At 74.2% G+C, this 23,176-nt stretch carries 16 protein-coding genes and 1 pseudogene; 14 read left to right on the forward strand and 3 right to left on the reverse strand.

All coding sequences use genetic code 11. The annotated features are described in order from the left end of the window. Positions 1-339: 339 nt before the first annotated feature. On the reverse strand, positions 340-1,185 hold the full coding sequence (locus ACWERV_RS18810; RefSeq protein ID WP_398173772.1) for an HAD family hydrolase: 846 nt from the start codon (positions 1,183-1,185) through the stop codon (positions 340-342). A gap of 438 nt (positions 1,186-1,623) precedes the next feature. On the opposite strand from ACWERV_RS18810, the gene ssd reads away from it, so the two are divergent. From ssd to ACWERV_RS18845, 7 genes and pseudogenes are all read left to right on the forward strand, one after another. Next, positions 1,624-2,730: a septum site-determining protein Ssd gene (gene ssd, locus ACWERV_RS18815; RefSeq protein ID WP_452934212.1), complete on the forward strand. Its 1,107-nt coding sequence runs from the start codon at positions 1,624-1,626 to the stop codon at positions 2,728-2,730. Continuing rightward, positions 2,727-3,878 carry a TadA family conjugal transfer-associated ATPase gene (locus ACWERV_RS18820; protein ID WP_452934214.1) on the forward strand — a complete coding sequence of 384 codons (1,152 nt, stop codon included), beginning with the start codon at positions 2,727-2,729 and terminating at the stop codon, positions 3,876-3,878. The genes ssd and ACWERV_RS18820 overlap by 4 nt, the downstream gene beginning before the upstream one ends. Next, complete coding sequence (locus ACWERV_RS18825) at positions 3,875-4,198, forward strand: hypothetical protein (protein ID WP_452934216.1); 324 nt, start codon at positions 3,875-3,877, stop codon at positions 4,196-4,198. The genes ACWERV_RS18820 and ACWERV_RS18825 overlap by 4 nt, the downstream gene beginning before the upstream one ends. Next, positions 4,188-6,020 (forward strand): type II secretion system F family protein, encoded by a 1,833-nt coding sequence (locus ACWERV_RS18830; RefSeq protein WP_452934219.1) that lies wholly within the window; start codon positions 4,188-4,190, stop codon positions 6,018-6,020. The genes ACWERV_RS18825 and ACWERV_RS18830 overlap by 11 nt, the downstream gene beginning before the upstream one ends. Before the next feature lie 108 nt (positions 6,021-6,128). Next, positions 6,129-6,389, forward strand: a complete 261-nt coding sequence (locus ACWERV_RS18835; RefSeq protein ID WP_452934221.1) for a DUF4244 domain-containing protein — start codon at positions 6,129-6,131, stop codon at positions 6,387-6,389. 277 nt (positions 6,390-6,666) lie between these two features. Further along, on the forward strand, positions 6,667-6,993 hold the full coding sequence (locus ACWERV_RS18840) for a TadE family type IV pilus minor pilin (protein ID WP_398173757.1): 327 nt from the start codon (positions 6,667-6,669) through the stop codon (positions 6,991-6,993). A 56-nt stretch (positions 6,994-7,049) separates the two neighbouring features. Beyond that, positions 7,050-7,256: pseudogene (locus tag ACWERV_RS18845) on the forward strand (Rv3654c family TadE-like protein); the annotation flags it as partial. 183 nt (positions 7,257-7,439) lie between these two features. Here the strand turns inward: ACWERV_RS18845 and ACWERV_RS18850 are convergent. Then, positions 7,440-9,914: a DEAD/DEAH box helicase gene (locus tag ACWERV_RS18850; protein WP_452934224.1), complete on the reverse strand. Its 2,475-nt coding sequence runs from the start codon at positions 9,912-9,914 to the stop codon at positions 7,440-7,442. Between the two features lie 184 nt (positions 9,915-10,098). Here ACWERV_RS18850 and bldG point away from each other — a divergent pair, with 184 nt between their 5' ends. From bldG to ACWERV_RS18875, 5 genes are all read left to right on the forward strand, one after another. Further along, a complete protein-coding gene (bldG, locus tag ACWERV_RS18855) occupies positions 10,099-10,440 on the forward strand; it encodes an anti-sigma factor antagonist BldG (protein WP_031520166.1) in 342 nt (113 codons plus the stop codon). A gap of 94 nt (positions 10,441-10,534) precedes the next feature. Next, positions 10,535-10,948, forward strand: coding sequence for an ATP-binding protein (locus tag ACWERV_RS18860; RefSeq protein WP_398173750.1), 414 nt, complete (start codon positions 10,535-10,537; stop codon positions 10,946-10,948). 250 nt (positions 10,949-11,198) lie between these two features. Next, on the forward strand, positions 11,199-13,592 hold the full coding sequence (locus ACWERV_RS18865) for a sodium-translocating pyrophosphatase (protein ID WP_452934229.1): 2,394 nt from the start codon (positions 11,199-11,201) through the stop codon (positions 13,590-13,592). A gap of 275 nt (positions 13,593-13,867) precedes the next feature. Next, positions 13,868-14,461: a small secreted protein gene (locus tag ACWERV_RS18870; RefSeq protein ID WP_452934232.1), complete on the forward strand. Its 594-nt coding sequence runs from the start codon at positions 13,868-13,870 to the stop codon at positions 14,459-14,461. Between the two features lie 133 nt (positions 14,462-14,594). Next, complete coding sequence (locus tag ACWERV_RS18875) at positions 14,595-16,136, forward strand: DUF7059 domain-containing protein (RefSeq protein WP_452934235.1); 1,542 nt, start codon at positions 14,595-14,597, stop codon at positions 16,134-16,136. 147 nt (positions 16,137-16,283) lie between these two features. Here ACWERV_RS18875 and ACWERV_RS18880 read toward each other — a convergent pair whose 3' ends face one another. Continuing rightward, positions 16,284-16,727 (reverse strand): DUF2752 domain-containing protein, encoded by a 444-nt coding sequence (locus ACWERV_RS18880; RefSeq protein WP_452934237.1) that lies wholly within the window; start codon positions 16,725-16,727, stop codon positions 16,284-16,286. 247 nt (positions 16,728-16,974) lie between these two features. Between ACWERV_RS18880 and topA the strand changes: the two genes are divergently transcribed. Together topA and tmk are read left to right on the forward strand one after the other, a co-directional pair. After that, on the forward strand, positions 16,975-19,785 hold the full coding sequence (topA, locus tag ACWERV_RS18885; protein WP_452934239.1) for a type I DNA topoisomerase: 2,811 nt from the start codon (positions 16,975-16,977) through the stop codon (positions 19,783-19,785). A gap of 165 nt (positions 19,786-19,950) precedes the next feature. Beyond that, positions 19,951-23,097: a dTMP kinase gene (tmk, locus tag ACWERV_RS18890; RefSeq protein WP_452934242.1), complete on the forward strand. Its 3,147-nt coding sequence runs from the start codon at positions 19,951-19,953 to the stop codon at positions 23,095-23,097. Positions 23,098-23,176: the final 79 nt, after the last annotated feature.

Below are 23,176 nucleotides of genomic sequence, written 5' to 3' on the forward strand. Positions count from 1 at the left end.
CCCTGAGGTGCCGCCGCTGGCACGTCGGCCCGGTGACCAGTGCGTGCGCGATGTCTGCCGTGATCAGGGCGGGGTCTTCGCCCGCTGCCTGGTACGGCTGACCCGGTTGGCGGGTCGGCTGCGCGTGGGTGCCCGGCTTCCGTGCTCGGTCCGTGGGGCCTACTGCTGTGAACTGCGGTCTTCCTCTCGGAAGTCCGTGGTCTCGCGGGCCGCTACGTCCTTTCTACCCCCGACCGTGCCCCGGTGGAACCCCCGGCTCCACTTCTTTACTTTTCCTGCCATCGCCGACAAACGGGACATGACGACCCCGGGGTGCGGTGGTCCCGGGGCCGGGCGGTCTCAGGACAGGACGGCCGGGCGGCGGCGCCGGGCGGCGAGCCAGACCAGCCCCGCGGTCGCGGCGGCGGCACCCACCGCGGCGGCGGCGAGCACGGGGGCGGACGGCATGGGCAGGGAGGGGATCCGCTGGTTCAGCCGCACCGGGCGGTTGAAGGTGAGCGCGGGCCACCCGCGGGCCACCGCCTCCTTGCGCAGTGCCCGGTCGGGGTTGACCGCATAGGGGTGGCCGACCGACTCCAGCATCGGGATGTCGGTCACCGAGTCGCTGTAGGCGAAGGAACGCTCCAGGTCGTAGCCCTGCGAGCGGGCCAGCTCCTCGATCGCCTCCGCCTTCGCCGGGCCGTAGACGTAATGCTCGATCTCGCCGTTGTAGGCCCCGTCCTCGACCACCATCCGGGTGGCCACGACGTGGTCGGCGCCGAGCATCTCGCCGATCGGCTCGACCACCTCGGAGCCGGAGGCGCTGACGATGACGACGTCACGCCCGGCGGCGTGGTGCTCCTCGATGAGCGAGGCCGCCTCGTCGTAGATGATCGGATCGATGAGGTCGTGCAGGGTCTCGGCGACGATCTCCCGCACCTGCTGGACATTCCATCCCTTGCACAGATCGGACAGGTATTTGCGCATGCCTTCCATCTGGTCGTGATCCGCACCCCCGACCAGGTACACGAACTGGGCATATGCGGTGCGCAAAACCGCCCGCCGGTTGATGAGACCGCCCTGGTAGAAGGACCGCCCGAAGGCGAGTGTGCTGGACTTGGCGATCACGGTCTTGTCGAGATCGAAGAAGGCCGCGGTGCGCGGTGGCAGGTGGTTTTCCACGTGACGAGCATAGGCAACCACCATTCGGCGTAAGGTCAGGCGCGTGGGTTTGCTCTCGAAGGCCATCGGGTACACCATGGAAGTCACGGATCGTTCGCGACCGTGCTAACCCGGTCTGGCTCCTCCCCCCCCGAGTCGGACCGTGGGGACGACCCCCGCTCTCCCCCCCGGCGGGGGTCGTCGCATGTCCGGACCCGTTCTGCCGCTCTCGGCCGGGTCCCGCGCCGTCCTCGATCACAGCAGCCTCCGCTGTCCACAGGTGGGCTCCCCTGGGTACGACGCGTGACGGTCCGTAATCGTTGTGAAGTCGGCGTGAAGTCACCTGTGTGAGTGACGAGTTATCCACAATCGTCGAGTTGTCCACAGTTTCCGACCAAGATCATCTCAATTCCCGCTTCTCGCCCCAAGCTGATGTCAGCGGTGCACACCGGTGCCCCGCAAGGCAAGCGAAGGGGAAGAGAAATGTTCGGTTCCACAACGTCCGGACCGCGTCACGACGGCCTCGAAGGGTGCGCCGGACCTCTGATTGTCACGGAGGATGAAAGCCTCCTCGACGATCTGCTACGGCTGTGCGCCGCCGCCGGCTCGGAACCGGAAGTCGTCTTCGGGGCGCCACCGCGCGCGCCGAGTTGGGAAGGCGCGCCGCTGGTCCTGGTCGGCGTCGAGTCGGCAGCCCGGATCCGCGGGGTCCCGCGCCGGAACGGCGTCCTCCTCGTCGGGCGGGATCCGGACGACGCGGAGGTGTGGCGCACCGCCCACGACGTCGGGGCCGACCACGTTCTGCTGCTGCCCGACGCCGAAGCCTGGCTCGTCGACCGGCTCGCCGACATCGTCGAGGGCGTCGGGCGGCCCGCCCTGACCGTCGGGGTGGTCGGCGGCCGCGGCGGCGCCGGCGCGAGCACCCTGGCGTGCGCCCTCGCGGTCACCTCCGCGCGCGCCGGGCGGCGCACGATGCTCATCGACGGCGATCCGCTCGGCGGCGGCCTCGACATCCTCGTCGGGGCCGAGCGCAACCGCGGACTGCGCTGGCCCGCGCTCGCCAACTCGCGCGGCCGCGTCAACAGCGCAGTCCTGGAGGAGTCCCTGCCGCGGCTGGACGCGCTGAGCGTCCTCAGCTGGGACCGCGGCGAATCCGTCGTCATCCCGGCCCCCGCCATGCGGTCGGTGCTGAGCGCCGCCCGGCGGCGCGGTGGCCTCGTGGTCGTCGATCTGCCGCGCCGGATGGACGACGCGGTGGCCGAGACGCTTCAGCAGATCGACATCGGCCTGCTGGTCGTGCCCGCCGAACTGCGCGCGATCGCCGCGGCCACCCGGGTTGCCTCGGCCTTCACGATGGTCATGAAGGACCTGCGGGTGGTGGTCCGCGGTCCCTTCGCCGACGGGCTCGACGGGCGTGAGACGGCCCGGCTCGTCGGACTGCCGCCGGCCGGCGAACTGCCCCCCGAGCGCGGCCCCGACACCCTCGGCAGCAGCGGGCCCCCGGGGTCCTCGGGCCGCGGTCCGCTGGCCCGCTTCTGCACCGCCTTCCTCGCCGCGGCCCTCACGGACGACGGGAGCGTGGCGGCATGACCACGCCCCTGCTGGACGCCGTACGCCTCCGCCTGGCCGAGCACGGCGGCGAGGCGACACCCGCCAGGGTCGCCGCGGCGCTGCGCGCGCAGGGCCGCCTGCTCGGCGACACCGAAGTCCTCCGGGTCGTTGGCGCCCTCCGCTCCGAACTGGTCGGCGCGGGCCCGCTGGAGGCGCTGCTCGCCGACCCGGAGGTCACCGACATCCTGGTCAACGGCCCCGAGGAGGTCTGGACCGACCGCGGCCGGGGCCTGGAGCGCGCCCCCGTCCGCTTCCCCGACACCGCCGCCGTCCGCCGGCTCGCCCAGCGCCTCGCGACCACCGCGGGCCGCCGGCTCGACGACGCCCGGCCCTGGGTCGACGCCCGGCTCCCGGACGGCACCCGGCTGCACGCGGTGCTGCCACCCGTCGTCGTCGGATCCCCCTGCCTGTCCCTGCGCGTGGTCCGCTCACGCGCCTTCACCCTCGCCGAACTGGTCGCCGCCGGCACCGTGGACGCCGAGACGGCAACCGTGCTGCGCGCGGTGCTCGACGCGCGGCTGTCCTTCATGATCAGCGGCGGTACGGGCTCGGGGAAGACGACGCTGCTCAGCTGCCTGCTGGGCCTGGTCGATCCCGGGGCGCGCATCGTCCTGGCCGAGGATTCCGCCGAACTGCGCCCCGACCACCCGCACGTCGTCCGGCTGGAGGCCCGCCCGCCCAACCAGGAGGGCGCCGGTGAGGTCACGCTGCGGGAGCTGGTGCGCCAGGCGCTGCGCATGCGGCCCGACCGGCTGGTGGTCGGCGAGGTGCGCGGAGCCGAGGTCACGGATCTGCTCAGCGCCCTCAACACGGGCCACGAGGGCGGCTGCGGCACGGTCCACGCCAACGCCGCGTCCGACGTCCCCGCCCGCCTGGAGGCCCTCGGCTCCACCGCGGGCCTGGACCGGGCGGCCCTGCACAGCCAACTGGCGGCGGCCCTCTCCGTGGTGATCCACCTGGCCCGCGACAGGACGGGACTGCGCCGCGTCGCCGAGATCCACGTCCTCACCCGCGGCGCAGACGGCCTGGTCACCACCCTCCCCGCCCTCCACGGCCCCTCCACCCCCCTGACCCGCGGCCCCGGCTGGCCCCGCCTCGCGGCACTGTGCGCCGGGAGCACGTCATGACCGCGCGGGGTGCGCTGCTGCGGGTGGCGGTGCGGTGGCGGGCGCTGGGCGCGGAGGGTGCGCTGGGTGCGCTGCTGCGGTTGGCGGTGCGTCAGGCGGCTGCCGGGCGCGGTGGTGTGGCCGGGGTACGGCCGTGGGTGCGGGTCGCGGTGAGGCGGTCGGCGGCCGAGTGGGTGCCGGGGGCGGCGGGGCGTGCGACCGCTCTGCGCGAGGCGGCCCGGCAGTGGGCGACGGCTCCGTGGGCCACGGCTTCGTGGGCTGAGGCGCGGCTGCCGGTGGCGCGTGCGGGTGAGTGGTTGGCGGTGCGTCATGGTGGGTGAAGGGCAGGTGGTGTGGGCGGTGGCGCTGTGTGCTGCCGCGTTGCTGGCCACGGGGCTGGAGGGTGGCGGGGCCCGGCGGCGGGCGCGCCGGGTGTTCGGAGGGGACGGCGCGCGGGCCGCCGGTCGCGTGGGGCCGGGGGAGTGGCTGCGTGCGGTGCTCGCGGAGCTGCCAGGGCGCGTCGAGAGGTACGCCCGCGGTGGGCCCGAGCGGTGTGCGCGAGTCGCCCGGGTGGTCCGGCGGGCGGGGCCGGAGGCACTGTGCGTGCCGGTCGGCGCCGTGCTGGCGGTGCTGACACGTTCGGTGCTGCCGTTGCTCGCCGGAATCGCCGCGGTGCCGCTCGTGGGGCGGGCCTTGCGGAGGCGGGCACGCCGGGCCGCAGCCGAACGCGGGGCGGCGGCCGTCGCGGCGCTGTGCGCTGCGCTCGCCGGTGAGCTGCGCGCGGGGCGACCGCCGCACACCGCGCTGGGCGAGACGATCGGAACCGCCGGGTGGCAGCGGACCCCCGAACTGTCCGGAGCGGCCCGCCTGCTGCTCTCCGCCGCCCGCTTCGGCGGTGACGTTCCCCGGGCGCTGCGCGACGCCGCCACGCCGTCCGCGGGCACGGAGGGCCTGACCGCGGTGGCCGCCTGCTGGCAGGTCGCGGTGGACGGCGGTGCCGGACTGGCCGCCGCGCTGGACCGGGTGGCCGCGGCCCTGCGGGCCGAGGCCGACCAGCGTGACGACCTGCGGGCCCAGTTGGCCGGTCCCCGCTCCACCGCGGCGCTGCTCGCGCTGCTCCCGCTCTTCGGCGTGGTCCTCGGCGCGGGCCTGGGCGCCGATCCCGCCCGGGTGCTGCTCCACACTCCCGCGGGCCTGCTGTGCCTCCTCGCCGGGGGCGCCCTGGAATGGGCGGGGCTCGTCTGGACGGCGCGGATCATGCGCGCGGCCGAATCCCCGGCGGCGGGACCGAAACACCGCGGCGGTCCGCCGGAGGAGCCGCGCCGCCCGGCGGAAGCGCGCTCCCGGAGGACGGGCGGCGCGGATGCTCTCGCGGTCGGGCTCGTGGGAGTCGGCGGGGTTGTCCACAGCCTGGGGACAACCATGGTGGCGGCGGTCGCGGCGGGCGGCGCGGTGGCCGCCGGTCTCGGGCGCGGACGGCGGAAGAGGGCGAGGCGGCTCGTGACGGTGCTCGGCGGGCCGCCGGTGCGCCGGGCGGCCGGTGGTGCGGCGCGGCCGTGGGGAGCAGCGCTCGCGGCCGGGCTGGTGACGGGGGTGGCCGTCGGCGGGCCGCTCGGCGTGCTCACGGGGCCGGCCGCCGCCCTGGCGGCCAGGTGGTGGCTGCGGGGCCGCCTGCGCGCGGCAGAGCGCCGTGCGGCCACCGCTGACCCCGGCGCCGGACAACTGCCGCTGTGCGCCGACCTGATGGCCGCGTGCCTGGCCGCCGGGGCGACACCAGGTGCGGCGGCGGGCGCGGTGGGCGGGTGTCTCGGCGGGCCGCTGGGGGCCGCGCTGATACGAGCGCAGTCCGAAGTGCGGTTCGGCGGGGATCCGGTGGAGTGCTGGCTGCGCTTCGGCGTCAGCGGCGGGCCCGCCGCCCGCGAGCTGGGCCGGTGCCTGGCCAGGGCGTCCACGACGGGCAGCGCGCCGGTGGCGGAGATGGCCCGCCTCGCCGCCGAGTTGCGCGCGGCGCAGAGCCGTACCGCGCAGGCCGCGGCCAGACGGGCGGCGGTGCTGGCCACCGCCCCGCTGGGCCTGTGCTTCCTGCCGGCCTTCCTGCTGGTCGGGGTGGCCCCGGTGGTGATCGGCCTGGCGGGCACGGTCCTCGGCCCCGCCGCGCCCTGACCTGACCGCGACCCGACAGATCACCCATGAGCGGGGGGCGTGGTTCCGCACGCCCTCGTACACGTCCGGGATCACCCGGAGAAGCCCAAGAAACGGGAGGAAAAGGAAATGAGCATCGTCAGGACGTCACCCTCGCGGACGGCGGTCCGGCCGCGACCGGACGGGAGGAGCCGGGCGGCGGCGTGGTGGAGGCGCCGGGCGCGGGCGTGCCGCGCGGCGGCCGAGGCGGGGATGAGCACGGCGGAGTACGCGGTCGGGACGATCGCCGCGTGCGGCTTCGCCGCCGTGCTCTACAAGATCGTGACGAGCGGCCCGGTGCGGACCGCTCTCACCGGGGTGATCACGAAGGCCCTCCATGTGCCCTTCTGACACCTCCTCGAAGCCGGGTGCGGCCGTGCGGCCGCACCCGCCCTCGGGCCCGCGCTCCTGCTCGCGCTCCGGCTCGGCGCCGGGCGGGACGGTTCCGGGGCCGGGCGGCCACGGCGGCACCCCACCCGGTCCGCGGCTCGCTCTGCCGCCGCTCGCGGGTCCGCCGGGCCCGGTGGCCACCCGGCGGCGGCCGAGCCGGGAAGGCGCCGCAGGTGCCGTGCCGCCGTGGGCGGGACGGGTGGTCAGGGCCCGCCGCCGGGCCGGGGACCAGGGATACGTGACCGCGGAGACGGCGGTGTCGATGCCCGCGCTGGTCCTGGTGGCCGGGACGCTCATCTGGGGTCTCATGGCCACGGCCGCCCAGGTCATGTGCGTGGACGCGGCACGGGCCGGGGCACGGGCGGCGGCCCGGTCGGAAGAGCCCGCCGCCGTGCTCCGGGCCGCGCGGGAGGCGGCGCCGAAGGGCGCGCGGGTCAGCGTGCGGCGGGCGGGCGACATGGTGACCGTGCGGGTGGTCGTCCCGCCACCGCGCTTCCCCGTCGCGCTCGGGGCCCAGTCCACCGCGCTCGCCGAGGATTCCGTGGGCGGCGGTGAGGGACCGTGACCGCGCCGCCGCAGGAGCGCGACCGGGGCTCGGCCACCGTCTGGTCCCTCGGGATCATGGCCGTACTGCTCACGCTCTTCGCAGCCGGGCTGCTGCTCGCGCACGCGGTCGTCCTGCGCCACCGGGCGGGCGCGGCCGCGGACCTCGCCGCCCTCGCGGCGGCCGATCACGCTCTGGACGGCAGGACGCACGCCTGCGCGCTGGCCGCCCAGGTCGCCGAGGCCCAGGGCGCCCGACTGACAGCCTGCGCGGTGACCGGCGAGATCGCCGACGTGGTGGCCGAGGTCGGCGGAGCCCGCGTCCGATCCCGCGCCGGCCCGGCCGCCACCCCGGAGACGGACCCACCCCCGGGCCCTGGCGTATCCGCCGCGGACGTGCTGGCTGACGGTGTCGCCCGGGTCCGGTTCCGGGCCTCCGTGCCCAGGGTCCCCAGCGGGCGTACCGCACTAACCGCCCGGCTCGGCCTCGGAGGTGTGCCCGGGGCGGGGCGCGGCGGGCCCGTCCCCGCCGCCGGAGGCTTCGCCCGGGTCGTCCGCGGGGCGCTGCGGGGTGGGGGCGTCCGGTGGGGCGGAGGACAGGAGGGAGGTCAGGAGGCGGAGGGAGGCGGCCTTGTCGAGCGGGTCGTTGCCGTTGCCGCACTTGGGGGACTGGACGCAGGACGGGCAGCCTGCGTCGCACTCGCAGGCGGCGATGGCCTCACGGGTGGCGCTGAGCCAGCCGCGCGCGGTGTGGAAGGCGCGCTCGGCGAAGCCCGCACCGCCCGGGTGGCCGTCGTAGACGAAGACGGTGGGCAGCCCGGTGTCGGTGTGCAGCGGAACGGACACACCGCCGATGTCCCAGCGGTCGCACGTGGCGAAGAGCGGGAGGAGGCCGATGGAGGCGTGCTCGGCGGCGTGCAGCGCGCCGGGCAGCTCCTCCGGGAGGATGCCGGCGGCGTCCAGCTGGTCGTCGGTGACGGTCCACCAGACGGCCCGCGTGCGCAGCGTGCGCGGCGGCAGGTCGAGCCGGGTCTCGCCCAGCACCTCGCCGGTCACCAGGCGTCGGCGCAGGTACGAGACCACCTGGTGGGTGACCTCCACCGACCCGAAGTGGATGCGGGCCGCGCCCCACGGCTCGTCCACATCGGTGGACAGCACCCGGATGGACGTGGTGTCGCGGGCCATCGTCGAGTAGGACGGGTCCGCACGGGTCACGAGGGCGACGGAGTCCTCCAGGTCCAGGTGCTCCACCACGTAGGTGCGGCCCTGGTGCAGGTGGACGGCGCCTTCGTGCACGGCGGTGTGCGCCGAGGCGGCGTCCACCGTGCCCAGCAGCCGCCCGGTGGCCGACTCCACGACCTGGACCGGCTTGCCGCCCGCGCCGCGGATGTCGGTGAGGTCGGCCGCCCGCTCGCGGCGCGTCCAGTACCAGCCGGTGGCCCTGCGGCGCAGCAGCCCCCGCCGCTCCAGCTGCGGCAGCAGCGCGGGCGCCTCCGGGCCGAAGAGCGGCAGGTCCTCCTCGGTGAGCGGCAGCTCGGCCGCGGCGGCGCACAGGTGCGGGGCGAGGACGTAGGGATTGTCCGGGTCCAGCACCGTGGATTCGACGGGCTGCTCGAAGATCGCCTCGGGGTGGTGCACGAGATACGTGTCGAGCGGGTCGTCGCGGCCGACCATGACGGCGAGCGCGCCCTGCCCCGACCGCCCGGCGCGCCCGGCCTGCTGCCACAGCGAGGCGCGGGTGCCGGGGTAGCCGGCCAGCACGATGGCGTCCAGGCCCGAGATGTCCACGCCCAGTTCCAGCGCGGACGTGGACGCCAGGCCCAGCAGCCGGCCGGAGTGCAGATCGCGTTCCAGGGCCCGGCGCTCCTCCGGGAGGTAGCCGCCGCGGTAGGCGGCGACCCGGCGCGGCAGCGCGGAGTCGATCTCGGCGAGCCGCTCCTGGGCGATCACCGCGACCAGCTCGGCCCCGCGCCGGGAGCGGACGAAGGCGACCGTGCGCACCCCCTGGAGCACCAGGTCGGTGAGCAGGTCTGCGGATTCGGCAGTGGCGGTCCGCCGGACCGGCGCGCCGTGCTCGCCGGACAGGTGCGTCAGCGGCGGCTCCCACAGCGCGAAGGCGAGTTCGCCGCGCGGCGAGGCGTCGTCGGTGATCTCGGCGACCGGCAGCCCGGTGAGCCGGGTGGCCGCGCGCGCCGGGTCGGCGGCGGTCGCGGAGGCCAGCAGGAAGACGGGCGCGGCCCCGTAGCGGGCGCACACCCGCCGCAGCCGGCGCAGCACCTGGGCGACGTGCGAGCCGAAGACACCGCGGTAGGTGTGGCACTCGTCGATCACGACATAGCGCAGATGGCGCAGGAAGGAGGACCACCGGGCGTGCCCGGGGAGGATGCCGCGGTGCAGCATGTCCGGGTTGGTGAGCACGTAGGTGGCGTACTGCCGGACCCACTCGCGCTCCTCGACGGGCGTGTCGCCGTCGTAGACCGCGGGCCGCACCGCCGTGCCCAGCGGGGCGGCGAGCGCTGCCACGGCCCGCCGCTGGTCGGCGGCCAGCGCCTTGGTGGGCGCCAGGTACAGCGCGGTCGCGCCCCGCCCCCCTGCGCCCGGCGCGTCGGCCCCGTCCAGCAGGGCGCTGAGGACCGGCACGAGGTAGCCGAGCGACTTGCCCGAGGCCGTCCCCGTGGCGACGACCACCGACTCGCCGCCCACCGCCAGCTCGGCCGCCCGTGCCTGGTGCTCCCACGGCAGGCGGATCCCGGCGGCCTCCACCGCCGCCACGACCTCCGGCCGGATGCCGAGCGGCCATGAGGCATGACGTCCGACCCGCGGGGGCAGGTGCTCCGTATGGGTGATGCGCGCGGCCCTGTCCGCCCCCGTGGCGAGCCGCTCCAGAGCGGTGCGGGGGGACGGGCGCCCGTGCGCCGACTGCGGAAGATGATCCTGGGCCATCGGCACTCAGTGTGTCACCGGCGTGACGGACAAACGCATGAAGGCGTCGTGCTGGCCCGCTGTGAAGTGATTGAATGCCATCGCGGCTGAGGGCCCTTCCCCTACCTTCGGTGGGAGAAGGCTCCTACTCCTCGGTGGGGAGGCCCCTGGGGGAGTCGCGTCGATGCAAGGTGCTGGAGGATCCGTGGACCTGTCCCTGTCGACCCGAACCGTCGGCGATCGCACGATCGTCGAGGTCGGCGGCGAGATTGATGTGTACACCGCGCCCAAGCTGCGCGAGCAGCTGGTGGAGCTCGTGAACGACGGGAGTTACCACCTGGTCGTGGACATGGAAGGGGTCGACTTCCTCGACTCCACCGGACTGGGCGTCCTCGTCGGCGGGCTCAAGCGGGTGCGCGCGCATGAGGGATCGCTGCGTCTGGTGTGCAACCAGGAGCGCATCCTGAAGATTTTCCGTATCACCGGCCTGACCAAGGTGTTCCCGATCCACACCTCGGTGGACGAGGCCGTCGCGGCGACCGACTGATTCTTCGCCCGAGCGAAGGGGTCCCGGACGGGTACACCGTCCGGACCCCTGTGATGCCCGTGTGATGTCTGCCCATGGAACCGAGGGGGAGGCCATGCCCACCGTAGAACTGCTCTTCAGCGCCCAGCCGGAGCATGTGCGCACAGCACGGCTCGTGGCGGCTGCCGTGGCGCGCCGGGCGGGGGTGGGCGAGGCGGCTCTCGACGAGGTGCGGCTCGCGGTGGGCGAGGCCTGCAGCCGTGCCGTGGGCCTGCACCGCAGCAACGGCGTCGAGGCGCCGGTGCGGGTGATGCTCAACGAGGACGAGAAGACGTTCTCCATCGAGGTGGCCGACGAGGTGCCGGGCAACGCCCACGGCTCCTCGCCGGACTCCGGTGGCGACGAGGCCGCCGACGACGAGGGCGAGATGGGCCTGGCCGTGATCAGCGGCCTGGTCGACGACGTGGAGGTCATCGAGGGCGCCGCCGGCGGAGTCATCCGCATGAGCTGGCCGACCCCCTCCGCGTAAGGCCGTCCGCCGGAAGCCCCTCCGCGGCGGAACCCGCGTAACGCCCGTGCGGGACGGAAAACGCGTCCGATTGGCCGGATGCGTCATTTACGGCAGGAATTCCCGACCGATCCCGACGCGCACCCTTTTTTGATCTTTCGCGGCTCCCTACAATCCGCTCATCGTGCTCAGCTCGCCTGAGCGTCGCGGTTTTGTCGACTGTCGAGCCGTAGGAGCCGCACGCCCATGCGCCAAACGTCAAGGAGGACGAATGGCGGGGCTATTCACCCCTCGGACGCTTGCCGCGGATCCGATACCGGTACTGACGGACGGAAACCGGCTGCTCGTCTGGATCATCGCGGTGGTCGCACTCGCGGCCCTGGCACTCGCCGCGGTGCTGGTGCGTCAAGTGCTCGCGTCGGACGAAGGTTCCGACGCCATGAAGAGGATCGCCGCTGCCGTGCAGGAAGGCGCCAACGCCTACCTGGCACGGCAGTTCCGTACCCTGGCGGTCTTCGCCGTCGCCGCGTTCTTCCTGCTCATGCTGCTGCCCGCGGACGACACCTCGCAACGTATCGGCCGGTCGATCTTCTTTCTCGTCGGCGCCGTATTCTCGGCGATCACCGGATACGTCGGAATGTGGCTCGCGGTACGCAGCAATGTGCGGGTCGCCGCGGCGGCGAGAGCGGCGACCCCGGAACCCGGAGAACCGCCCGCCGATTTACGCGACGTGTCGCACCGGGCCATGAAGATCGCATTCCGCACGGGTGGCGTCGTCGGAATGTTCACCGTCGGACTCGGACTGCTCGGCGCGTCCGCGGTCGTACTGATCTACAAAGCCGACGCCCCCAAGGTGCTGGAGGGATTCGGATTCGGCGCCGCGCTGCTCGCGATGTTCATGCGTGTCGGCGGCGGCATCTTCACCAAGGCCGCCGACGTGGGCGCCGACCTGGTCGGCAAGGTCGAGCAGGGCATCCCGGAGGACGACCCGCGCAACGCCGCCACGATCGCGGACAACGTCGGCGACAACGTCGGGGACTGCGCCGGCATGGCGGCCGACCTGTTCGAGTCCTACGCCGTCACCCTTGTGGCGGCACTCATCCTCGGCAAGGTCGCCTTCGGCGACGCGGGCCTGGCCTTCCCGCTCCTCATCCCCGCGATCGGCGTACTCACCGCGATGGTCGGCATCTTCGCCGTCGCGCCCCGCCGCTCCGACCGCAGCGGTATGACGGCGATCAACCGCGGATTCTTCGTCTCCGCGCTCATCTCGACGGCCGGTGTCGCCGTCGCCGTCTACACCGCGCTGCCCTCCTCCTACGCCGACCTGCACGGCGTCGGCCCGGACATCACCGGCCACGGCGGCGACCCGCGCGTGCTCGCGCTCGTCGCCGTCGTGATCGGCATCGTCCTGGCGGCGCTGATCCAGCAGCTCACCGGCTATTTCACCGAGACCGCCCGGCGCCCGGTCCAGGACGTCGGGAAGACCTCGCTCACCGGCCCGGCCACCGTGGTGCTCTCCGGCATCTCGCTCGGCCTGGAGTCCGCGGTCTACTCGGCGCTGCTCATCGGACTGTCGGTCTACGGCGCCTTCCTGCTCGGCGGCACCTCGGTGTGGCTCGCGCTCTTCGCGGTCGCGCTCGCGGGCACCGGACTGCTCACCACCGTCGGCGTCATCGTCGCCATGGACACCTTCGGCCCCGTCTCCGACAACGCCCAGGGCATCGCCGAGATGTCCGGCGACGTCCACGGCGAGGGCGCGCAGGTGCTCACCGACCTCGACGCGGTCGGCAACACCACCAAGGCCATCACCAAGGGCATCGCCATCGCCACCGCCGTGCTCGCGGCGACCGCGCTGTTCGGCTCGTTCAAGGAGGCCGTCGACACGGCCGTCGGCAAGGCGCATCCGGGCGCGTCCGACGCGCGCTGGCTGTCGCTGGACATCTCGCAGCCGAACAACCTGGTCGGGCTGCTGTTCGGCGCGGCGGTCGTCTTCCTCTTCTCCGGCCTGGCCATCAGCGCCGTCTCCCGCTCCGCGGGCGCGGTCGTCTACGAGGTGCGGCGGCAGTTCCACGACCACCCGGGGATCATGGACGGCACGGAGACCCCCGAGTACGGCCGGGTCGTCGACATCTGCACCAAGGACGCGCTGCGCGAGCTGGCCACGCCCGGCCTGCTCGCCGTCCTGGCGCCGATCGCGGTCGGGTTCGGCCTCGGCATCGGCTCGCTCGCGTCGTACCTCGCGGGGGCGATCGGCGCGGGCAGCCTGATGGCGGTCTTCCTCGCCAACTCCGGTGGCGCGTGGGACAACGCGAAGAAGCTGGTCGAGGACGGCCACCACGGCGGCAAGGGCAGCGAGGCGCACGCGGCGACCGTCATCGGCGACACCGTGGGCGACCCGTTCAAGGACACCGCCGGTCCGGCCATCAACCCGCTGCTGAAGGTCATGAACCTGGTCGCGCTGCTCATCGCCCCGGCCGTGGTCAAGTTCAGCTACGGCGTCGACGCCAACGCGGCCGTGCGGACCGTCGTCGCGGCGGTCGCGGTCGTGGTCGTCGTCGGGGCCGTCTACGTGTCCAGGCGCCGCGGTGTCGTCATGGACGCGAGCCCCGGGAGCGCCGGGAGCGGCGGCGCCGAACGGGTGGGGGACGCGGCGAGCCCGGCCTGACGCACCACCACCCGCACGCCCCCTCGAAGGGCCGTGCGACACGCCCGGCGGTCCTCGGGCATCACGTGAGTTCTGCCACACCGTCAGCCCCGCGGCGGGTCCCGGCATCCGGCCGGGCGCCCGCCGTACGGGCAGGTCGGCGATACCGTGCCCGGCCTTGCTACGAACGGCTTGAATTGCGGACGAATGAGCGCGAAGTCCCCGCCGGATTCGTGGTCGCCACCCCCTCCCCGTGTAAGTTCCGGGGCCGTGACGCCACGGAAGGGACCTGAACGGTGAAGCTGAACCACGGACGCCGCGCCGCGCTGTCGGGCGCGGCCGTGCTGCTGGCGCTGACGCCGCTGTCGGCCTGCTCCAGCGACGACACGGGCAAGAAGCTCGACACCTGGGCGCAGGGCGTGTGCGACCAGACCGCGGCGCAGACGAAGAAGATCAACGACGCCAACACCTCGCTGACAAAGGTCGACAGCGGCGGCAAACCGCAGGACGTGCAGTCCGCCGACTCCGCGGCCTTCCAGCAGATCTCCGACGCCTACAAGTCGCTGTCCGGCATCTTCGACGCCGCGGGCCCGGCCCCCGGCGACAACGGCGACACCTTCCAGCAGAACGCCGTCACCTCCTTCAGCGGGCTGTCCACGCAGTACGCGGCTCTCAAGAAGCAGGTCGACGGGCTGGACACCACCGATCAGGCCAAGTTCGCCGCGGGCCTCCAGGGCGTGTCGGACTCCTTCTCGAAGGCGACGACCGACGGCGACAAGGCGCTCAGCGCGCTGCGCGAGGGCGACCAGGGCAAGGCGCTGGCCAAGCAGCCCGGCTGCCAGAGCGTCCCGCAGTCCCCGTCCACGGCCCCGACACCGACCGTGTCCTAGCCGTCCTAGCCGTCCTAGCCGTCGTCACCGTCGCAGCCGTCGTACGGCCTGGGGGCGCCGCGGGCCGCACGAGGCGGACCTCCGCCGCCGTACCCGGCGGTCCCGTGGCCCGCAGCCGCCCGATGACGCGACAATGGCCTTCGTGACGACGCCCCGCCTCCCCGCCCCCGACAGCGCAGCCGCTCTGCGCGACGACCTGCTCGCCGCCGACTTCACCGCCGACGGCTGCCTCGACCTGCTGGGCGCCGTCGGCTACGCGGCGCTCTCGCGCGCCGAGACCGTCCCCGCGCTGCGCGCCACCCGTGGCGGAAGCCCGCTGGAGACCCTGGTCCGGCTCTTCCTCCTGCAACGCCCCGCCCCGTACGGCCGCGTCCGTGTCGCGCTGCCGGGGCTGGACCGCTACGTCGCGGACGGCTGGCTGGTGCGCGACGGCGACGAGATCCGCGCCACGGCGGATGTGCGCCCCTACGCGGGTGACGGCGGCGCGGACTGGTGGATCGTCTCCGACCTGGGCTGCGCGGTCGGCGGCGCGGGCGGCATCGGCGGTACGTCCGGCGGGCCCGGCGGCTCCGGCGTGGACCGCGCCGACCTGGTGCTGGGCGTCGGCGGCGCCTCCACCACCCTCGCCGGGCTGACCGTCCGTGAACCCGTGGGCAGCGCCCTGGACCTGGGCACCGGCTCCGGCGTCCAGGCCCTGCACGCCTCCCGACACGCCACCCGCGTCACGGCCACCGACGTCAACCCGCGCGCCCTGCACTTCGCCCGCCTCACCCTCGCGCTCTCCGGCGCCCGGCAGCCCGACCTGCGCCGCGGCAGCCTCTTCGAGCCGGTCGGCGACGAACGCTACGACCTCGTCGTCTCCAACCCGCCCTTCGTGATCTCCCCCGCCGGCCGCTTCACCTACCGGGACGGCGGAATGGGCGGCGACGACCTGTGCCGCACCCTGGTGGAGCAGGCCGCCGACCACCTCACCGACGGCGGCTGGTGCCAACTGCTGGCCAACTGGCAGCACATCGAGGGCCAGGACTGGCGCGAACGGCTGGTCCAGTGGGTGCCGCGCGGCTGCGACGCCTGGATCGTGCAGCGCGAGGTGCAGGACGTCGCGCAGTACGCCGAGTTGTGGCTGCGCGACGGGGGCGACCACCGCGACGACCCGGCGGCGTACGCGGCCCGTTACGACGCCTGGCTGGACGACTTCGAGCACGCCAAGGTCGGTGCCGTCGGCTTCGGCTGGATCACCCTGCGCAAGACCGGCTCCGAGCGGCCCGCCGTCACCGCCGAGGAATGGCCGCACCCGGTGGAGCAGCCGCTCGGCCCGCACATCGCGGACTGGTTCGCCCGGCAGGACTTCCTGCGCCGCCACGACGACGCCGACCTGCTCGACGCCCGCTTCACCCTGGCCCCCGAGGTGGTGCAGGAGCAGGTCGGGATGCCGGGTGCGGAGGACCCCGAGCACGTCGTGCTGCGCTCGGGCCGCGGTATGCGCCGGGCCACCGAGGTGGACACCGTGGGCGCGGGCTTCGCCGGGGTGTGCGACGGGACGCTGCCGGCCGGCCGCATCGTGGACGCCATCGCCCAACTGCTGGGCGAGGACCCGGTGGTGCTGCGGGACCGCACGCCGACCGCGATCCGCATGCTGGTCGAGCAGGGCTTCCTGGAGCCCGTCACGCCATGACGCGGAGCCCCTGACACCATGACGCGGAGCCCCCGGCGCCATGACGCGGAGCCCCTGACGCCGTGTCGGGAGGCGCGTGGAGCCGTGGCGGGGACGCCGTCACGGCGGTAGGGCGCCGCCGGAGCGCGGGGGCGTACGCCGGTGCGCTCAGCGCAGGTTGCGTACGACCCCCCACGCCACCAGCACCACCACCAGTGCCGCCGCCCCGCGCGGCCCCACCCGAACACGCCACTGCCGCCCCCGCAGCGCCGCCCACGCCCAGCCTCCGAAGGCGGCCAGCAGCAGCGGCGTGCAGAGCAGCAGCAGCGCGTTGTCGTGGAAGGCCCGGACGGGGTCGGCGTGCAGCAGGTCGTACGCCGTACGGGTGGCTCCGCACAGCGGGCAGAGCAGGCCGGTGGCCCAGTTGAAGGGGCAGCGCGGCAGCCAGTGGCCCGGCTGGTGCGGATCCGTGCGGTAGAGATACGCCGCCGCGGCCGTCCCGGCGGCCAGCGCGCCCAGCGGCGCCGCCGCCCGATGCCGTACGGCCCGCCGCACCCCGCCACCGTCCACCCCGGCACCTCCGGTCCGCAGGGACACCTGCCCGGCACCCATCCTGGCACCCCGCCCGCGCCCCGTTCCGGCCGCCCGCCGCGCAGGTACGCATCCGGCCACCCGCGCCGCGGCCCGCCGCGTCCGCGCCGCCCCCTTCGGCTCTGACATGACCCGTCCATGCGGCAGACAGACCGCTTGTCGGGTTACCGTTCGGATGGCGTTGTTGACTTTTCCCGTTTGACACGGGACCGGGAGGTACGGTCACACTCCGCAGCGTCACCCCTTCGAACCGGAGAGAAGAGCGAAGTTGTCCCCGACCCGCGAGACCGCACCGGCCGGCCGTCGACTCGTCATCGTCGAGTCGCCCGCCAAGGCGAAGACGATCAAGGGCTATCTCGGCCCTGGATACGTCGTGGAGGCGAGCGTCGGGCACATCCGCGACCTGCCCAACGGGGCCGCCGAGGTGCCGGCGGAGTACAAGGGCCAGCCGTGGGCGCGGCTCGGCGTCAACGTGGACAGCGACTTCCAGCCGATCTACGTCGTCAACGCCGACAAGAAGGCCCAGGTCAAGAAGCTCAAGGATCTCCTGAAGGACTCCGACGAACTCTTCCTCGCCACCGACGAGGACCGCGAGGGCGAGGCCATCGCCTGGCACCTCCAGGAGATCCTCAAGCCCAAGGTGCCCGTGCACCGCATGGTCTTCCACGAGATCACCAAGGACGCCATCCAGGCCGCGGTCCGCAACCCGCGCGAGCTGAACAAGCGCCTCGTCGACGCGCAGGAGACCCGCCGCATCCTCGACCGTCTCTACGGCTACGAGGTCTCGCCGGTGCTGTGGAAGAAGGTCATGCCGCGGCTGTCGGCCGGCCGCGTGCAGTCCGTCGCCACCCGGCTCGTCGTCGAGCGCGAGCGCGAGCGCATCGCCTTCCGCTCCGCCGAGTACTGGGACCTCACCGGCGTCTTCACCACCGGCCGGGCCGGTGACGCGAGCGACCCGTCCACGCTCAACGCCCGGCTCGTCTCCGTCGACGGCCGCCGCGTCGCCCAGGGCCGCGACTTCGACGCCTCCACCGGCGCCCTCAAGCCCGGTGCGACCGTCCTCCAGCTGGACGAGCCCGCCGCCCGCGCACTGGCCGCCGCCCTCGCCGACGTGCCCTTCGCCGTCCGCAGCGTCGAGTCCAAGCCCTACCGCCGCTCGCCGTACGCGCCCTTCCGCACCACGACGCTCCAGCAGGAGGCGTCGCGCAAGCTGGGCTTCGGCGCCAAGGCGACGATGCAGGTCGCGCAGAAGCTGTACGAGAACGGCTTCATCACCTATATGCGTACGGACTCCACCACGCTGTCGGAGACCGCCGTCACCGCCGCCCGCGCGCAGGTCACCCAGCTCTACGGCGCCGACTACCTGCCCGACAAGCCGCGCACCTACGCCGGCAAGGTCAAGAACGCGCAGGAGGCGCACGAGGCGATCCGCCCCTCCGGCGACCGCTTCCGCACCCCCGCCGAGACCGGCCTGACCGGCGACCAGTTCCGGCTCTACGAGCTGATCTGGATGCGCACGGTCGCCTCGCAGATGAAGGACGCCGTCGGCCAGTCCGTCACCGTACGCGTCGCCGGCACCTCCACCGACGGGCGCGACGCCGAGTTCAGCGCGTCCGGCAAGATCATCACCTTCCACGGCTTCCTCAAGGCCTACGTCGAAGGCGCCGACGACCCCAACGCCGAACTCGACGACCGCGAGCGCCGCCTGCCGCAGGTCACCGAGGGCGACGCGCTCACCGCCGAGCAGATCGACGCCGACGGCCACTCGACCAAGCCGCCCGCCCGCTACACCGAGGCGTCGCTGGTCAAGGAGCTGGAAGAGCGCGAGATCGGCCGCCCCTCGACCTACGCGACGATCCTCGGCACCATCCTCGACCGCGGCTACGTCTTCAAGAAGGGCACCGCGCTCGTCCCGACGTTCCTGTCCTTCGCCGTCGTCAACCTGCTGGAGAAGCACTTCGGCTGGCTCGTCGACTACGACTTCACCGCCTCCATGGAGGACGACCTCGACCGCATCGCCCGCGGCGAGGCCGAGTCCGTGCCGTGGCTGCGGCGCTTCTACTTCGGCACGGAGGAGCCCGACGCGGCCCCCGCCGCCTCCGCCGCGAACGGCGACGGCGACCACCTCGGCGGCCTCAAGGAACTCGTCGAGGACCTCGGCGCGATCGACGCCCGGGAGATCTCCTCCTTCCCGGTCGGCGACGGCATCGTGCTGCGCGTCGGCCGCTACGGCCCCTACATCGAGAAGGGCGAGCGCGGCGAGGACGACCACCGCCGCGCCGACGTCCCCGACGACCTGCCGCCCGACGAGCTGAGCGTCGAATACGCCCAGGAGCTCTTCGCCCGCCCCAGCGGCGACTTCGAACTCGGCACCGACCCGCACACCGGCCGCCCCATCGTCGCCAAGGACGGCCGCTACGGCCCCTACGTCACCGAGGTGCTGCCCGAGGACACCCCGAAGACCGGCAAGAACGCGGTCAAGCCGCGCACCGCGTCGCTCTTCAAGTCGATGTCCCTCGACACCGTCACCCTGGAGGACGCCCTCCGGCTGATGTCCCTGCCGCGCGTCGTCGGCACCGACCCCGACGGCGTCGAGATCACCGCGCAGAACGGCCGCTACGGCCCGTACCTCAAGCGCGGTACGGACTCGCGCTCGCTGGAGACCGAGGACCAGCTCTTCACGATCACCCTCGACGACGCCCTCGCCATCTACGCCCAGCCCAAGCAGCGCGGCCGCGCCGCCGCGAAGCCGCCGCTCAAGGAACTCGGCACCGACCCGGTCAGCGAGCGCCCCGTCGTCGTCAAGGACGGCCGCTTCGGCCCGTACGTGACCGACGGCGAGACCAACGCGACACTGCGCCGCGACGACGACGTCGAGACCATCACCCCGGAGCGGGGCTACGAACTCCTCGCGGAGAAGCGGGCGAAGGGGCCCGCGAAGAAGAAGGCCCCGGCGAAGAAGAAGGCCGCCGCCCCGGCGAAGAAGACCGCGGCGAAGAAGGCCGCGCCCGCGGCGAAGAAGACGGCCGCCTCCGCGAAGAAGGCCGCCGCGAAGAAGGCCGCGCCGCCCGCGGAGTAGCCGGTGGCCGCCTCCCGGCGGTGGCGGGCCCGTGGCCGCGCCGCCGGACGGACCGGGCGTGCGACCGCGGCCTTGAACGGGCGCCCCGCGGTGCCGGCGGGAGGTTGTCCACAGGGGGTGACGGGGGGACCCCGGCGGTGAGGGGTGGGGCGATAGGCTGAGGGAATGACGCCACCCACCCCGCAGCCGCAGCCCGCTGAGGTCTCGCCCGCGTTCGCGGACGACCTCGCCGCGGATTCGCGCGACCGCGCGGTCCGCGCGCTGCTCAGGATCCCGCCGTTGCGCAAGCTCTGGAACGCCCAGATGACCGGCGCGGTCGCAGACCGCCTCGGCCTGCTGGTGCTGATCTGGCTGACGGTCCAGGCAGCAGCCGGAGTCGGAGCCTTCGGCGGAGGCTACCGCGGGGTCGCCTTCGCGACCGCCGCCGTCTTCGCCGCCCGGCTCGTGGCGACGCTGCTGTTCGGCGCGGTGCTGCTCGGCCCGCTGTCCGCCGCCACGACGGAGGGCGGTCCGCTCGACCGCCGCTGGACGATGATCGGGGCCGACGGCGTACGCCTCGCCCTCTTCATCATCGCCCCGCTGTGGGTGACATGGACACCGGGCAAGGCGTACGTCTGGCTGCTGGCCACGGTCTTCGTCACCGGCGCGGCCGAAAGGCTGTGGGCCGTCGCGAAGGACGGCGCCGCACCCGTGCTGCTGCCGCCGCCGGGGGACACCTCGGTGCGGCCCGCGCCCGACCACCTGGCCACGCTGCACCGCCTCGACCTGCGCACCAGCTTTGTCGCGCTGCCCGCCGCGGCCGCGGCCATGGTCGTCATCACCCTCGTCAACACGCTGATCGCAACCGGCATCAACTGGTTCGACCTGCACCAGGTCGCGCTGTCGTCGTACGTCGCAGCGGGCCTGTTCTCGTCGTCGATCGCCGTGCTGTCCGCGCTCGAACTGCCCTCGGGCACCGCGGCCCGGCCGCGCTCGCCCCTGGAGGGCCTGCGGCTGCCGAAGGGTCCCGCGGGCGCCGAGAACGGCAGGACCGGCGTGCTGCCGCTGCTGGTGCTGTCCACCGCGGCCGTCGCCGGCGCCGTCGCCGCGGCCGTCTCCGTGGCGGTGCTGCACGGCGCGGCCCTGGGCTTCGGGCCCACCGGCTTCGCGCTGCTGGTCCTGGTACTGACCGCGGGCACGGTCGCCGGCATCCGGCTCGCGCCCCGCGTCCTGCCGGGCCTGTCCCGCCGACGGCTGCTGCCGCTCGCGATCGGCCTGACCGGCATCGCCCTGCTGCTCACCGGCCTCGTGCCCGACCCGACGACGATGCTGCTGCTGGCGCTGCTGGCCGGCCTCACCGCCGGGGTCAGCGCCAACATCGGGCACACCCTGGTCGAGCTGGAGGCGGAGGAGAGCCGCCGCGCCCGCACCACCGAGCACCTCCAGGCCGTCGCGCGCGCCGCGCTCGGCGTCGCCGCGATCTGCGCGCCGCTGCTGGCCGCCGCGATCGGCCCGCACCGCATCGACAACGGCCGCTTCACCTTCGACCACGCGGGCGCCGCCTACACCCTGATGCTGGTCGGCGCGCTGCTGCTGCCCGTCGCCGCGCTCGTGCTCGGCAAGACCGACGACCGCCGCGGCGTACCGCTGCGGCGCGACCTGCGCGAGGCGCTGCGCGGCGCCGACCCGGCGACCGCGCCCGCCGCGACCGGCTTCTTCATCGCCGTCGAGGGCGGCGACGGAGCGGGCAAGTCGACGCAGGTCGAAGCGCTCGCGAGCTGGATCCGGGCCAAGGGCCACGAGGTCGTCGTCACCCGCGAGCCCGGCGCCACGGCCGTCGGCAAGCGGCTGCGGTCGATCCTGCTCGACGTGTCCTCCGGCGGCATCTCGCACCGCACCGAGGCGCTGCTCTACGCCGCCGACCGCGCCGAGCACATCGACACCGTCGTGCGGCCCGCGCTCGAACGCGGCGCCGTCGTCATCTCCGACCGCTACATCGACTCGGCCGTCGCCTACCAGGGCGCCGGGCGCGACCTCGCGCCCACCGAGATCGCCCGGATCAACCGCTGGGCCACCGAAGGGCTCGTCCCGCACCTCACCGTGCTGCTCGACGTCACGCCCGAGATCGCCCGCGAGCGCTTCACGGAGGCGCCCGACCGGCTGGAGTCCGAGCCCCCGGAGTTCCACCAGCGCGTCCGCGCCGGATTCCTGACGCTCGCCGCCGCCGACCCCGGCCGCTACCTCGTCCTCGACGCCGGCCAGGACCCCGAGGCCGTCACCACGCTCATACGGCACCGGCTCGACGAGCTGCTGCCGCTGTCCGAGCAGGAGATCGAGGCCCGCGCCGAAGCCGAGCGCAAGGCCGCGGAGGAGGCCGCGCGCCTCGCCGCCGAGGAAGCCGCGCGCAAGGCCGAGGAAGAGCGGCAGGAGCGCGAGCGCCGCGAGCAGTTGGAGAAGCTCCGCCGCGAGGAGGAGGAGCGCCGCCTCGCCGCCGAGGAGGCCGCCCGGCAGGAGATCGCCGAGCGCAAGGCCGCCCAGGAGGCGGAGGAGGCACGCAGGCGCCAGGAGGAGGCCGACCGGCTCGCCGCCGCCGAGGCCGCCCGCATCGCCGCGGAGGAAGCCGAGCGCGAGGCCGAGCAGGCCCGGCTGAAGCAGCTCGCCGAGGAGCAGGCCCGGCTGCGCGCCGAAGCGGAGGCCCGGCGGCTGGAGAAGCAGCGCAAGGCGGAGGAGGCGCTGCTGCGCGCCGAGGCCGCGCGTGCGGCGGAGGCCGAGCGCAAGCCGGAGCCCGAGCCTGAGTCCGAGCCGGAGTCCATGCCGGACGACGCGACGACGGTCGTCACGCCGGTCGTGCCGCCCGAGCAGCCGGAGGGATCCGACAGCTCGTCGGACGAGACGACGGTCATGCCCGCGGTGCAGGAGCCGTCCGAGCGCGGCGCCGACTCCGGTTCGGACGAGACCACGGTGCTGCCCGCCGTGCGGGACGAGCCGAAGCGGGATGAGCCGAAGCGGAACGAGCCGAAGCGGGACGAGCCCAAGCGCGACGAGCCGGAGCGTGGGGGGTCGTCGGACGAGACGACCACGATGCTCCCCGCGGTGCAGGAGCCCGGCCCGCCGCCGCCCGTTCCCGGTACGGCACGGGACAGCGACCCGGCGGACCGCGTCCCGCCGTGGCTCTTCCGCCCCGAGACGTCCGAGACCGAGCGCACCCGCGAACTCCCCGCGGTCCGCCGCCCCCGCCCCGACTGGGCCGAGGAAACACCTCTCGACGACCTCCCCACCCTCGCGGACGAACTCCTCGGCCCCCACGAGGACGACGACCCCCGTCCCCGCTAGCCCCTGCGGGGTGCCGGGCGCGGTCACGCCTCCCGCTGGAGGTGGCTGCCCCGGCGCCCTGCGGGCGCTGCCCCGTCCT

The sequence above is a fragment of the Streptomyces sp. NPDC004031 genome (assembly GCF_053604375.1).

Coding starts and splice junctions, on each gene's coding strand:
- ACWERV_RS18810 (WP_398173772.1), bottom strand. CDS start 1,185: ATGGTGGTTGCCTATGCTCGTCACGTGGAAAACCACCTGCCACCGCGC.
- ssd (WP_452934212.1), top strand. CDS start 1,624: ATGTTCGGTTCCACAACGTCCGGACCGCGTCACGACGGCCTCGAAGGG.
- ACWERV_RS18820 (WP_452934214.1), top strand. CDS start 2,727: ATGACCACGCCCCTGCTGGACGCCGTACGCCTCCGCCTGGCCGAGCAC.
- ACWERV_RS18825 (WP_452934216.1), top strand. CDS start 3,875: ATGACCGCGCGGGGTGCGCTGCTGCGGGTGGCGGTGCGGTGGCGGGCG.
- ACWERV_RS18830 (WP_452934219.1), top strand. CDS start 4,188: ATGGTGGGTGAAGGGCAGGTGGTGTGGGCGGTGGCGCTGTGTGCTGCC.
- ACWERV_RS18835 (WP_452934221.1), top strand. CDS start 6,129: ATGAGCATCGTCAGGACGTCACCCTCGCGGACGGCGGTCCGGCCGCGA.
- ACWERV_RS18850 (WP_452934224.1), bottom strand. CDS start 9,914: ATGGCCCAGGATCATCTTCCGCAGTCGGCGCACGGGCGCCCGTCCCCC.
- ACWERV_RS18860 (WP_398173750.1), top strand. CDS start 10,535: ATGCCCACCGTAGAACTGCTCTTCAGCGCCCAGCCGGAGCATGTGCGC.
- ACWERV_RS18865 (WP_452934229.1), top strand. CDS start 11,199: ATGGCGGGGCTATTCACCCCTCGGACGCTTGCCGCGGATCCGATACCG.
- ACWERV_RS18875 (WP_452934235.1), top strand. CDS start 14,595: ATGGCCTTCGTGACGACGCCCCGCCTCCCCGCCCCCGACAGCGCAGCC.
- ACWERV_RS18880 (WP_452934237.1), bottom strand. CDS start 16,727: ATGGGTGCCGGGCAGGTGTCCCTGCGGACCGGAGGTGCCGGGGTGGAC.
- tmk (WP_452934242.1), top strand. CDS start 19,951: ATGACGCCACCCACCCCGCAGCCGCAGCCCGCTGAGGTCTCGCCCGCG.